This is a genomic window from Paenibacillus sp. sgz302115, from assembly GCF_056120445.1.
Genome location: NZ_JBVYOK010000001.1, coordinates 531,801 through 544,464, shown reverse-complemented (window position 1 = coordinate 544,464; position 12,664 = coordinate 531,801). Strand labels below are relative to the sequence as shown.

14 protein-coding genes are annotated in these 12,664 nt (G+C 47.5%); 4 read left to right on the top strand and 10 right to left on the bottom strand.

Annotated elements, in window-relative coordinates; genetic code table 11:
- Window positions 1-49: 49 nt before the first annotated feature.
- Together AC0LWN_RS02460 and AC0LWN_RS02455 are read right to left on the bottom strand one after the other, a co-directional pair.
- Complete coding sequence (locus tag AC0LWN_RS02460) at window positions 50-1,216, bottom strand: MalY/PatB family protein (RefSeq protein ID WP_474663568.1); 1,167 nt, start codon at window positions 1,214-1,216, stop codon at window positions 50-52.
- A 10-nt stretch (window positions 1,217-1,226) separates the two neighbouring features.
- Window positions 1,227-2,087, bottom strand: coding sequence for a DUF3737 family protein (locus AC0LWN_RS02455; protein ID WP_474663047.1), 861 nt, complete (start codon window positions 2,085-2,087; stop codon window positions 1,227-1,229).
- A 145-nt stretch (window positions 2,088-2,232) separates the two neighbouring features.
- Between AC0LWN_RS02455 and AC0LWN_RS02450 the strand changes: the two genes are divergently transcribed.
- The 3 genes from AC0LWN_RS02450 to AC0LWN_RS02440 all read left to right on the top strand — a co-directional run bounded on the left by AC0LWN_RS02450 (window position 2,233) and on the right by AC0LWN_RS02440 (window position 3,566).
- Window positions 2,233-2,553 carry a carboxymuconolactone decarboxylase family protein gene (locus tag AC0LWN_RS02450; RefSeq protein WP_474663046.1) on the top strand — a complete coding sequence of 107 codons (321 nt, stop codon included), beginning with the start codon at window positions 2,233-2,235 and terminating at the stop codon, window positions 2,551-2,553.
- Between the two features lie 18 nt (window positions 2,554-2,571).
- On the top strand, window positions 2,572-2,967 hold the full coding sequence (locus tag AC0LWN_RS02445) for a cupin domain-containing protein (RefSeq protein WP_474663045.1): 396 nt from the start codon (window positions 2,572-2,574) through the stop codon (window positions 2,965-2,967).
- A 467-nt stretch (window positions 2,968-3,434) separates the two neighbouring features.
- Window positions 3,435-3,566, top strand: a complete 132-nt coding sequence (locus AC0LWN_RS02440; RefSeq protein ID WP_474663044.1) for a hypothetical protein — start codon at window positions 3,435-3,437, stop codon at window positions 3,564-3,566.
- On the opposite strand, the gene AC0LWN_RS02435 is transcribed toward AC0LWN_RS02440, so the two are convergent.
- A complete protein-coding gene (locus tag AC0LWN_RS02435; protein ID WP_474663043.1) occupies window positions 3,561-4,457 on the bottom strand; it encodes a hypothetical protein in 897 nt (298 codons plus the stop codon). The genes AC0LWN_RS02440 and AC0LWN_RS02435 overlap by 6 nt on opposite strands.
- Window positions 4,458-4,696: 239 nt before the next feature.
- On the opposite strand from AC0LWN_RS02435, the gene AC0LWN_RS02430 reads away from it, so the two are divergent.
- The gene (locus AC0LWN_RS02430; protein ID WP_474663042.1) at window positions 4,697-5,410 is read left to right on the top strand and encodes a YwiC-like family protein; all 714 of its coding nucleotides are present in this window, start codon (window positions 4,697-4,699) and stop codon (window positions 5,408-5,410) included.
- Window positions 5,411-5,483: 73 nt separating this feature from the next.
- On the opposite strand, the gene ilvB is transcribed toward AC0LWN_RS02430, so the two are convergent.
- From ilvB to AC0LWN_RS02395, 7 genes are all read right to left on the bottom strand, one after another.
- Window positions 5,484-7,160, bottom strand: coding sequence for a biosynthetic-type acetolactate synthase large subunit (ilvB, locus tag AC0LWN_RS02425; protein WP_474663041.1), 1,677 nt, complete (start codon window positions 7,158-7,160; stop codon window positions 5,484-5,486).
- Window positions 7,161-7,205: 45 nt separating this feature from the next.
- On the bottom strand, window positions 7,206-8,222 hold the full coding sequence (moaA, locus tag AC0LWN_RS02420; protein ID WP_474663040.1) for a GTP 3',8-cyclase MoaA: 1,017 nt from the start codon (window positions 8,220-8,222) through the stop codon (window positions 7,206-7,208).
- A 25-nt stretch (window positions 8,223-8,247) separates the two neighbouring features.
- On the bottom strand, window positions 8,248-9,738 hold the full coding sequence (locus AC0LWN_RS02415) for a nitrate/nitrite transporter (protein WP_474663039.1): 1,491 nt from the start codon (window positions 9,736-9,738) through the stop codon (window positions 8,248-8,250).
- 194 nt (window positions 9,739-9,932) lie between these two features.
- A complete protein-coding gene (locus AC0LWN_RS02410) occupies window positions 9,933-10,460 on the bottom strand; it encodes a hemerythrin domain-containing protein (RefSeq protein WP_474663038.1) in 528 nt (175 codons plus the stop codon).
- Between the two features lie 23 nt (window positions 10,461-10,483).
- The gene (locus AC0LWN_RS02405; RefSeq protein WP_474663037.1) at window positions 10,484-11,131 is read right to left on the bottom strand and encodes a response regulator; all 648 of its coding nucleotides are present in this window, start codon (window positions 11,129-11,131) and stop codon (window positions 10,484-10,486) included.
- A gap of 7 nt (window positions 11,132-11,138) precedes the next feature.
- The gene (locus tag AC0LWN_RS02400) at window positions 11,139-12,203 is read right to left on the bottom strand and encodes a sensor histidine kinase (RefSeq protein WP_474663567.1); all 1,065 of its coding nucleotides are present in this window, start codon (window positions 12,201-12,203) and stop codon (window positions 11,139-11,141) included.
- Window positions 12,203-12,661, bottom strand: a complete 459-nt coding sequence (locus tag AC0LWN_RS02395) for a GAF domain-containing protein (RefSeq protein ID WP_474663036.1) — start codon at window positions 12,659-12,661, stop codon at window positions 12,203-12,205. Before AC0LWN_RS02395 ends, AC0LWN_RS02400 begins: the two co-directional genes overlap by 1 nt.
- Window positions 12,662-12,664 lie beyond the last annotated feature (3 nt).

The following is a 12,664-nucleotide window of genomic DNA, read 5'->3' as shown; positions in this document are numbered from 1 at the left end:
TTTTAAAATATCATTAATATCCAAAAGAATGCAAGAGAAACTTTCTTTCCTAAGGACGATCCGCTGTGATCTTGAGGCTTTGGAATGCCTTCACTCCTTCAGCAAACCGCTGTAACCCATCTTTAAGCCGCACTTTCGGACAGGCGTAGTTCATTCGAATGAACGTGCTGCCGTTTCCGCCAAACATGGCCCCTTCCGAGACATACAGCCCCGTTTCTTTTCTTATATACTCGCATAAGGTTTTTGTATCCCGGGTTACAGCACTGCAGTCTATCCAGGCCAAATAGGTGGCTTCCGAATGAATGACTTGAAGCTTCGGGAGCTGACTTGCTGTAAACTGTTCGAGAAGCTGCTTGTTCTCCATTAGGTAGCCTAATAATGCAGCAAGCCAAGGTTCGCCTTCTGTAAATGCCGATATGGCTGCTTCAACCGCAAAAACATTAGGTTCAGCAACCTCATCTGTATTAATCCCCCGATTCACGAGCTCTCGCAATCTAGGATTTGGTACGATAATACTCGAAGATTGTATTCCCGCAAGATTAAATGCCTTCGTTGGTGCTACACAGGTGATACAATGTTGGGCAATTTCTTCTGAAACCGATGCAAAGGGGATATAACGATGCCCAGGATGGGTTAAATCACAATGAATTTCATCGGACAGGATAAGGACATTGTGTTTGATGCACAGATCCCCCACCTTTTGCAGAACATCGCTGTCCCAGACCTTACCGATTGGATTATGCGGATTGCAAAAAATTATCAGCATGGTTTCGGGAGCGGCCAGCTTTTTTTCCAGATCCTCAAAATTAATAGAATACGTATGGTCCGAATATACCAGTTCGCTTACGAGAACGTTTCTCTGATTATTCACAATAGAGTTGTAAAAAATATTATATACAGGGGCCAGCACCAGCACATTGTCACCGGCCGTGGTCATTTTGCGCACGATGGAAGAAATCGCCGGCACCACACCTGTGCAGAACATTATCCATTCGTCCTGAACACGAAAATGATGTCTCCTGCCCCACCACTGGGCAACTGCATCAAAGTAGGCGTCCGGTACGGAGGTGTAGCCAAAGATACGGTGGTCTAATCTTTTTTGAAAGGCCTCGATCACTTCTGGGGAGGTCTCAAAGTCCATATCCGCTACCCACATGGGCAGCTCCTTGGAGCCGACGTCCCATTTATAAGAGTTTGTACCGAAGCGGTTCGTCATTTTATCAAAATTATAATTCACAAGGCTCACCTGCCTGTTCCAGTTCATACCGGGTATTTGCAGCAGAAATATCTTCATCATCCAGGATTAATTCGCCAATGTCCTTCGCTTTAATCTTTCCGGCAATCGGGTTCTTCACACTGTCAATCCGTGTCGCTGCATCCACATCGATCGTCGAATATTCAAATGCCAAATCCGTATTGATGAGCTTTCCATTCTCAATGACCAAATGATCCATGTAACACATGCCTTGATTGCTTTCAATGGTACAGTTGATAAAGGTGATATTCTTGGAATTCCAGCCGAGATACTCGCCAATGATAAGCGAATCATATACAGTAACATTCTCACAATTCCAAAAGGCGTCTTTTGAGATCAGCTTCGCGTTACGGATTTCTATATTTTTCGCACCATCAAAGGCATAATTCCCTACCAGGGTCAAATCATCAATTGTAATATTCTGACTGTTCATTCCAAAGTAATCTCCATGTGCAGTCACATGCTCCAAGCACACGCCTTCACAATTCCACAAGGTCTCCTGTGCATTTGGAAAATTTACATTCACCAGGCGGATATCGCTTGAACGCCGTAATGTTTTGGGCGCTTCTATAACACTGTCATGGATTGAAATATGGCGCGTATACCAAATTCCCGAGCGTGCCATTTCCAGAAATGTGCTGTTCTCCACATGAATGTGTTCGCTATACCAAAGCGGATACTTCCATTTAAAAATACTATTATGGATTGAAATATCGCGGCTTTCCTTCAGCGGCGATTCACCATCCGCAAAAACAGAATTTGTGATTACAAGCTCCCTGCTTTTAAAAAGCGCCCGCTCTCCGGTTAACAGTTGTTGATTCAGTGTGTTCAAAGGTTATTCCTCCCATCTCTTAAAGCCAGCTTACACCTTGAAGTTAACTCTAAGTCAAATTTCAATAATTAATACTTGCATTGAAGTCCACTTTAAGGTCTATACTTCTTCATGAACCCATGAAAAGCTGAAAGGAATGACGGATATGCCAAAAAAACAGACAGCAGGACGGGACCTGCTGGGCGATTTCGCGCCTAAATTTGCTGAGCTCAACGACGATGTCTTGTTTGGTGAAGTATGGTCCAGAGAGAAGGAATTATCTCCCCGCGACCGCAGCATGATCACCGTTTCTGCATTAATTGCCGGAGGTAACTTTGAACAATTGACTCCCCATCTTCATAAAGCGAAGGAAAACGGAGTGACAAAAGACGAAATTGCGGAGATCATTACTCATCTTTCGTTCTATGCCGGCTGGCCCAAAGCCTGGTCTGCATTTAACCTTGCAAAGGAAATCTTCAAAAGCTAAAGAAAGAAGGAATAAAATATGGCTAACGAACAGTTAAGCAACAGTACGATCTTCCCGCTTGGACAAAAGGTTCCAGCAAACTTTATCGGTGATGCTTACCTGCAAATGGTGTTTACCGATGCTACCCCGCTCAATGCACCCATTGGAAATGTGACCTTTGCTCCGGGCGCCCGCAATAACTGGCACTCTCATAAAGTCGGCCAAGTCTTATTGGTGACCGGCGGCGAGGGCTGGTATCAGGAAGAAGGAAAGCCGGCGCAATTGCTCAAAACCGGCGATGTGGTGAATATCCCGCCGAACGTGAAGCACTGGCATGGCGCTACCAAAGACAGTTGGTTTGTACACTTGGCGATCACGCCAGGTGATACGGTTTGGCTGGAGCCTGTTGACAGCGAATGGTACGATAAGCTCTAAAAATAACGCATCGAGTCCACGGATTCGATGCGTTATTTTCATATTGGGGTCTGGTCGTAACTGCGGGGAATGTTTGGACTTCCGGCCGCTGTTGTCTCCAGATTTCTTGATTTGTACCGCTGTTCGCGGTGGAAATCCGCAGACAAAGGCGGACGCTACCGCTCCTACAGTTCCAAACTTCCCCTCCGTCACTTCTGCCCTTTTTATGTTTTCTTTAGTTCAACTGATAACGCCTAAATGACAGTGCTGCAATACATAAAGCAATAGCGACCGCTGCAAGTCCTGTCCAGCTTACCCCCAGCATAGATGAACCTTGAGCGGCAATCCCGCCGATTCCGGCGGCTGCAGCTATAGAAAGAGCTATCATACTTTCAATGGTTAAAATCCTTGGATTCGTTGATTACTGCACAAATGATAGCGAAAGATATTTCGAGAAGATGAGGCCGATATTAAATGGTGGCTGAGGAATGGGATGCCCTTTTTATACCGGCAGGGGAGAAAGCTGGAGAACAGCGACTGAGCTGTTCCTGCTCGCAGCGCTGTATTTTATCGGGACTGCTGTGTATGTGCCTGATTTCTCTGAGGTTACTCTTCTATAAACTCAACAACCTCTGCTCAAGCATTATTGCTAATTCTTCAGCGGTATTCCAAACGATTGGACGAATATCTGATGTGTGTACAAAAAGCTTATCGTCATCGCTGCTGTTCACGGTCCATATCACCGGGATATTCAAACCGAGCGCATATCCTGCCGTAAAATACACCTCAGGGGATTCGCCGGTTATATCCGCGATAATCAGCTTGCTGTCCGTGATAAGCTCCAAGGAATACTTTTCATGAGTCTGCGTTTTCGTATGTGTAAGCAAGCGCGGCAGATAGCCACACTGCTCGATTTTAGGCAACAGCTTTTCCAGCCACTCAGTGCGTAGCTCCTCCTTATCCGAGATGAGAACGAAGCATGGCTTTAATTCTTTCCCTTCAGTGCTTGCGGCGGCCTCGCTCCATCCTTTTTCCGTAAGCTTAAAGCTCAAGCCTTCCCTGATGAGCAGCTGCTCATTTCTCAGCTTTTCGATGATATATACCAGCTCTTGCTGATTGGGAGAATACGTCAGGTTGTAGCTGCTGGAGAGTGGGTGAATGACAACCGCTTCCTCTGGGCCTTCGGAATGTCTGTACAAATATTGCAGTAGCCGGTGTCCTTTATCTTCAATGGTCACAGGGATTTTCGGAGAATTGGCAATGGACTCCATGTCCTTGACCGATAGAGCAACCTTTTCATCACAATCTGTCAACTCCCGGATGTAAGCCGATACTAAATGAAGCATGTCACGTTTCTTTTGATATGGGAAGGAATTAATAGGTTCGTAGCTGTCTCTCAGTAGACTATAGAACCCGCCGGGTGAACAAGAACAGCCTAAATATCTATCGTAATCGCCTTCCGGTTTAATGGGGACAATCTCATCACAGAACAAACAATGTTTCTTATTCATGTCAACATATCACCTCTTATTAATAATATCCCCTACCTTACCAATATTTTTTTGAAAAGTAGACAAGAAAATATTTCCTTCAGCGCCGGACATGGTAAGTGAAATGATCAAAAGAGCCACTATGATCCCACCAGGTTTTTGTGTCTCAAATCACTATTGCCGCGTAGCAAAGGACGTATAGTTAAGTAGTCTGGAGCTCTGGCAGACATGATTTTTTTCGGGTAGGAGGTATTGTTGTTATGAAGAGATATATCCCCAACCAGCACGGAGCTTGGGCCATGCTTATCCTCCCTTTTCTGTTCGGAATAGCAGCTTCTACAGGGCAGGTTATACACATTCCGTTGTTTGTTTGCTGGCTTCTGATCTACTTGTTCAGCTTCCCCTTGCTGCAATGGGTAAAGACAGGGAAATCTGAACGTTATATTCAGCCCATTAAGGTATACGGGATTCTGCTGCTGCCGTTAAGCATTTATCTGCTGATTTCCGAGCCTGAGCTATTATGGTTTGTCCTTCCACTGGTTCCCTTGTTTGCTGTTAATCTCTACTATGCCAAAACCAAAAATGAACGCGCCTTGCTCAATGACATCTCGGCTATCCTAGCATTTTGCCTGATCATTTATCCTGTAGCTTATGTCGGCAAGGGAGATAGCTGGAGAACAGCGACAGAGCTGTTCCTGCTTGCGGCGCTGTATTTTATCGGGACTGCTGTATATGTCAAAACAGTTATTCGTGAACGAAACAACCTCCGCTTCTATTACGGATCAGTTCTGTATCATCTGCTGTTTGCACTGGTTGGGATGCTCCTATTCCCTTCATTGCTTGCTCCACTCGTCATCCTGCTGTTGCGGGCGGCAATCCTGCCAAAGACAGGGGTTACAGGCAGGCGTACCGGTATGATTGAAATAGGCTTTTCCCTCATGTTATATGTGTCTGTGCTTGTGTTGTATTTCTAGCCTTTGGCAGCAAAAAAGGATGCTCTTCTATTGGTGATTCAATAGAGGAACATCCTTTTTGCTTGCTATGATGTTATTCAACGATCATGTCCTGATTGCTGGATCCTGGAGGGACGATTGGATATACATTCGATTCCTCGGTAATATCGAACTCCATGACGACAAGGCCGTCTGTATCGAGCGCAAGATCAATAATATGCTTCGCCTCGGCCAGATTGCGTGCCCGGAAACCGTGAGCGCCAAAGGATTGGGCCAAGGCAACAAAATCTGGGGAACTGATGCGCACGGAAGAATAACGGCGGCCAAGAAATAGCTGCTGCCACTGTCTTACCATGCCCAGGTAGCCATTTTTGAAGATGGCGACTTTGACGTTCAGCCCCAGATCAACAGCGGTCATGATCTCCTGCATATTCATCTGAAAGCTGCCGTCTCCTGTGATGCAAACGACATGACGGTCAGGAAAAGCCACTGCAGCGCCAATGGCCGCAGGCAAGCCATACCCCATAGTGCCAAGCCCTCCGGAGGTCAGAAAAGAGCGGGCCTCCGTGAAATTATAATGTGTAGCCGTCCAGATTTGGTGCTGGCCTACATCCGTAGCGATGATGGCATCTCCATCTGTAGCATTTTCTATACACTGGATTACCTCTTGGGGCATCAACTGGGTATTCTGCACCCGGCGGGATTTCGCTGAACGCTTACGCCAGCTCTCGATTTGCTGATCCCATGCAGAATGCTCCTGAATATGTATGATCTCTTGCAGTCCGGTAAGCAAATCTGCACATTGTCCAGTAATTGCAAGATCAATCGGAATGTTCTTGTTAAGCTCCGATGTATCTATATCGACTTGAATTTTATAAGAGTCCGGGGAGAACGCCTTCCGGTTGCCGGTAACGCGGTCACTGAACCGAACCCCGAGACAGAGCACAACGTCGGCACTCTGCAGCGCACGATTGGCAGCCACTGTCCCGTGCATTCCGACCATACCCAGATGCAGGGAATGTCCTGATGGGAAAGCACCTAAGCCCATTAGCGTGCTGGCTACGGGAAGGTTGAATTGCTCTGCGAACTCTTTTAACAATGCCGGAGTATTGCCTGTTATACAGCCCCCGCCAATCAGCACAAGCGGACGTTCTGCATGGTTCAACCGTTCTGCTGCAAGCTGAATATCCTGAAGCCCAATGTCGGCATTCGGGTGATATCCCCGGATCGAGGGCTGATGTTTCTGAGCGTCAGAATAGCTCTCACTTATGAAGCTCGCGGTCATCACATTCTTCGGCAGATCAATAAGGACTGGCCCTGGGCGTCCAGTTGTAGCGACATGGAACGCCTCATTCACAATTTTCGGAAGATCAGCGATTTCCCTGACAATGTAGTTATGCTTAGTAATGGGCATCGTCATCCCATAAATATCTACTTCCTGAAAGCTGTCCAGCCCAATAAGCTCAGTGGAAACCTGGCCCGTAAGGACGATTAATGGAATGGAATCCATAAAAGCTGTGGCAATTCCGGTAACTGCATTGGTTGCACCCGGGCCGCTGGTGACAAGCGCCACTCCCGGGCGACCTGTTGCTCTTGCATATCCGTCAGCGGCATGAACCGCTGCCTGCTCATGCCTAACTAGAACATGCTGGATGCTGTTGTAATCATACAAGGCATCGTACAAAGGCAATACGGCACCGCCCGGGTACCCGAATATGGTTGTTATATTTTTCTCAATCAACATCTGAATCAGCAGCTGAGCTCCGTTCATTGGTGCAATTCGTCTCCTGTCATATAAGTCGTAATATGTGCTCCGTCAACCGCCAATATAGGACATCCCGATCTTCGTTCTGTTCCTTACGGTTTGTTCCGTCCGTTCATCGGAATAGCGGTCTGCCCGCAGCTCCCATACGCTCCTTATGGCTGCAAGCAGGCTCCGGTCATCCGCCCCGCCGCGAAGCAGCGCCCTAAGATCAAAACCACTCGAAGCGAACAGGCAGGTGTAAAATTTCCCGTCAGAGGATAACCTGGCGCGTGTACAGGAGGAGCAAAAGGATTCAGACACCGAAGTAATAAATCCGATCTGCGCCTCGCTGTCCTTGTACCGGTAGCGTTTGGCAACCTCTCCAAAATAATTGTGGTCAAGAGCTTCGAGCTCGTAGGTTTCCTGGAGGCGCTCCAGAATTTCTTTTTTCGTTACGACTTTTTCGAAGCTCCAGCCATTGTCATTACCGACATCCATATACTCGATGAACCGCAGCGGTATATTTCGTTCTTTGAAATAACCGGCCATTGGCAGAATTTCCGACTCATTCACGCCTCTTTGGACCACCATGTTCACTTTGACTTCAAAACGGGCTTCTATCGCACGATCAATCTGCTTTAAAATAAAGTCAGGCTTGATGCCCCGCCCATTCATCCTTCCAAAAAGCTCCGAATTCAGCGCATCCAGGCTGATATTCAGCCGGCGAAGCCCCGCATCGTATAACGGCGTCGCCTGATGTCCCAGCAGCATCCCATTGGTCGTTAAGCCGATATCTTCCACACCGTCAATTGTTCGAATCTTACCAACCAGCTCGGGAAGATTACGCCGCATCAGCGGCTCGCCGCCGGTCAGCCGGATTTTGCTTACGCCAAGAGAGACGAACAGTCTGGTCAAACGCTCGATTTCATCAAAGGTCAGCAGCTCGCTTGTCGGCAGAAAGGCATAATCGTCACCGAATACTTCTTTTGGCATGCAGTAGGAACAACGGAAATTGCACCGGTCTGTTACCGATATCCTCAAATCGTGGATGGGCCGCCGCAGTTGATCTTGTAGTGGATGTGCATTCATCTGGCCATCGTTCCTTTCGAAAAGCTTACTTCAGCGAGATATCGCTAAACGTGCCGACATACCGGACATCTTCACCTGTCTCGTCTTTGACAGCACTGATATTCAGCCACTGCAAATACTCCTCGCCATTCTTGCGTTTGTTCCAAATTTCACCCTGCCACATCCCTTTCGACTTGATCTCACTCCACATATCGAGGTAGAAATCCTTGGATTGGCGTCCTGACTTCAGAACACTAGGGTGTTTGCCCAATACTTCCTCTTCTGTATAGCCTGTAAGCTTCGTAAATGCCGGGTTGACTGTCTTGATGAGGCCGGTTACATCTGTTACGAGAATTCCCTGTCCGGTTGAGTTGAACACTTCAGCGGTTAGCGCCAAGCGGTCCTGATAATACAGCCATACTACAAGCACCAGACTGGCCAGCGCTACCTGCGACAGCAGCATGAATCCGATTGAATATTGGCCTGTAGCCGAATAAATGATAGACAGCATAATCGGTGGAAAAAAGCCGCCAAGCCCGCCCATCATGGACACAATCCCGTTGGCAATCCCCGCCTGCTTATTGAAGTACAGGGGCATCAATTTGAAAATTACGCCGTTTCCGATCCCCGCACTTACCGCAATCGCAAGGCAGCCCGCTGTATACAGGCCCATGGAAGGCAGAAATGCAAGTACGATCGCTGCAACCGTATAAATACTGAACGTGCCAATCAGCAGGAACAAAGGCTGGAATTTATCCGCAAGCCAGCCGCCTACCGGACGGAAAAAGGTAGCAACCGCAATGAATCCGGCTGTGCGCATCCCTGCATCCACTTTATCCAGGCCGAAGTTCGAGACCAGGAAGTTCGGCAGATAAATCGTGAATGCCACGAATGATCCGAAGGTAATGAAATAGAACAGTGAGAACAGCCAGAGCTTCTCATTTTTGGCCACACCTTTAATCTGTTCGATAATCGGTGTTTTCAGCTTGGGTTCATGCCGGTCGCCGAAAAGGAAATTCAACGCAATAAACACAAGCAGCAGGATCAAGTACAGCTTAACAGTCGGCGACCAGCCAATCTGTTTGGCTATTAACGGAGCGGAAAAGGTTGTAATGGCAGTTCCGATATTACCGATTCCGTAGATCCCGTTAGCCAGACCATGCTTTTCTTTGGGAAAGTACTTTGGCAGCGAAGTAACCCCAACGGAGAATACAGCTCCGCCGATTCCAAGAAACAGTCCTCCAATAATTAGATGAGTCATCGTAGAGGCTTCACTAATAAAGTAGACAGGGAACAGGAGCATGATAAAGCTGGTCATAAAGATAATGCGTGCTCCAAAAATGTTTGCATAATAGCCAAGCGGAATTCTTAAAATTGAACCTAAGATAACTGGAATTGCTGTGACCATTGCCAATTTTCCGGGCGGGATGCTGATGTCCTCGGAGATAAAGGGCATTAGGGAGGAAATAATAACCCATACCATAAATCCGGTGATCAAGTTTAACGTTTGTAGCGGCAACTGCATCTTTTTGATCATTCGACTCACCTTTTCGCATTTATTCTCATGATTGTCTGTACAGATACTCCTGTCCTCATTGTATCCGCCGATCCCCCTGTCCAGATATAGGGGAGTACCCTTTCCCTGACAGGGTAAACCCTGAAAATAAATATAAGGAGCTTCATGGCCGGAAAATAAAAAAAGCCGCTTCAAGAAAAAGCAGCCAGTGTGTTTCAGGTAATGAGCGTATTCAGTTTTTGGCTTAGCCGTTCTTTGTCCAAGCGGCTTAGCTGCTGTTCAGCCATCGGGTAAATGACCGTCTCTTCTTTTACAAAATGCACAGTCAGTACTTCAAAAGCCTCTCCGGCGTTTTGAACAGCTTCACGGATATCCTCAAGGGATAGCAGATCCAGTTCGCCGCTTGTGTGATGCAGGAAATGGACGATATATCCGTCAATCTCACGGTGCTCCTCTTGAATCCCAACCAGCGGTCCTTGTTCAAACCCGATATAAGTGCCCAGCAGCGGAAAAAAATGCTCTTCTTCCTTCGTGGTATGTTTCTGCAGCGGATTGATAAAATCAAGAATTCCTTCACGCAGCTCTTGCAGCCGCCTCCTGCCTTCCTCCAGGCTTATCGTTTCCTGTTCAAACCACAGCACGTTGGCATGCCATTTTCCCATTAAAAAGGATAGATAGCGGTGTTCATTTTCAAGAATACGCATGGCGGGTGTTGTAAACTGCAATTCTGCATAATCCGGCATGCAGCGGCTCCTCCATTCGCTGGTTAGAAATCCAGCATTTTTTTTCTCAAAGCGTATTCAACCAGCTCGGGCCGGCTTTTCAGGTTCAATTTCTCCATGATTTTAGCTTTGTGGGCTTCAACCGTTTTTACGGATATGAACAGCTTTTCCGCGATTTCCTTGTTGCCATATCCCTTGGCGATGAGCGGCAGAATCTCTAGTTCCCGTTTTGAGAGCAGCTCGAAGAGATCTTCTGTAGTGGTGGTCTTATCCTTTTTGATGAACTCGCGGACAAGAGAAGTCGCCATTTTGGGATGGATGTATGTTCCGCCTTCGTAGATGGTACGAATGGCAAGTAGAAGCTCCTCGTCCGGCGCGCTTTTGAGCACATAACCGGAAGCTCCGTTCTTCAGCACATGGAACAGGTATTCTTCATCATCGTGCATGGTGAGAATCAGGATTTTGGTATCCGGGTAGTCCTCTTTAATCTTGCCTGTTGCGATCAGGCCGCTTTCTCCCGGCGGCATGCTCAGGTCCATGATAAGAATATCCGGCCGGAATTTGGCTACCATTGTATAGGCCTCTTTTCCGTCAGCCGCCGCTCCTATAACCTCAATATCATCCTGAAAATTCAGGATCATGGAGAATCCGCTGCGTACTATCGCATGGTCGTCTGCAATGACGATCTTCATCAGAATCTCATTCCTTTCCTTGTGCGAGCCCTACTGGAATCTGTAAAAGGATCCTTGTGCCTCTGCCAATCCCCGAATCCACGCTGAAAGTACCGCCTACCAATTCTGCCCGCTCCTGCATGCCATAGAGTCCAAGTCCGGTCCCGCTGGGTTCGTCCCCCTGATGAAAGCCTACTCCATCATCTTCGATCAGAAGCCGCAGCACACCGTCTATTTCTGTAAGGGACACTTTGACCGTATCAACCTGCGCATATTTTAGGGCGTTCAATAAGGCTTCCTGACAAACCCGGTACATGACCGTTTCGATTTCACTTTCATATCGTTTCTCTGCAAGCTGGGTCTCATATTCGATCACAAGACCATAGCTTTGCTCCATCCGCTTGAAGTGTGACCGAAAGGCAGCATCCAGTCCCAGATCATCGAGCGCTGCCGGCCTAAGCTCCACAGACAGATTGCGGATATCATTCAGCAGCCGGGTCATCGATACTTCGGTGTGCTTCACTTTTTTGAGCAATTGCTCGTCATCAGTCATATATTTGAGCACGCGAAGATCAATCACGGCGCTCATTAGCTCCTGGGCCACGCTGTCATGCAGCTCGCGGGAAATCCGCTTGCGTTCCTTCTCTTGCGCTTCAATGATATGCTTCATCATTTTGTTCTGATAGAACTTTTCTTGCGTCTTGAACTGTCTGGTTAAATCTCTGAGCATAAATACCCGAATGCCGTTCTCGAAATCTATCGTATGGAAGGAGGCTGCGTAAGGCACAATCCCTTTGTCCTTCGTCTCCAGGTACACCTGATAAGAAGTGAAATCCTCAGAGTCCGGTGTATTGAAATAACAATTAAGACATGTGCGCAGCTCCGTTTCACTCGTATACCCCCGGCAAGTTCCGCAGAGGGCCAGGGGATTTCCCTGATACAGCAGCTTCAAGATATCTTTGTCTACGATATTCTCGGCAGCCGGATTCATTGCCAGGGCTTTCCCCTCATTGTCAAAAAAGAACATGGCCTCCGTGCTGTTCTCAAACAGCTTCGTCATCAAAGCATTTGGCAGATCCATTCCGGGTTTCATCAATTCAGCAACAAGTCCTTCCCGTTCAAGTCTCCAATTCCTTTACGCGCCACTGCTTCGAGGTCCCGCAGCATATCATCGGTTACCTGCCGTTCTCCCCTGAAGCCGCCGAGAAGCACGCCTGCAACCCGGGCATCATTCCACATCGGTACAGCTACTATGCTGTTCAAATTCTCCATCTTAATAATTGGAAAGGTAAACAATGTATCAGGTTTCACATGTTTTTGCACAGAAGAGAGTAAAAACGGCTTGCCGGTCTTGAATATGATGCCCGCTATCCCTCTTCCGGATTGCAGCACAATCCGTTTGAATCGGTCATTCGTGTTCCCGGAGGCGTATTTCCATCGGATAACATAGTCATATTCTGCCGGTTCAGCAAGGGCCAGTGACAAGAAATCATAACCTAAAGCCTCGCGGATTTGGTCAAGCTCGAGCTGGTAATCCACCTTATTCATCATCGT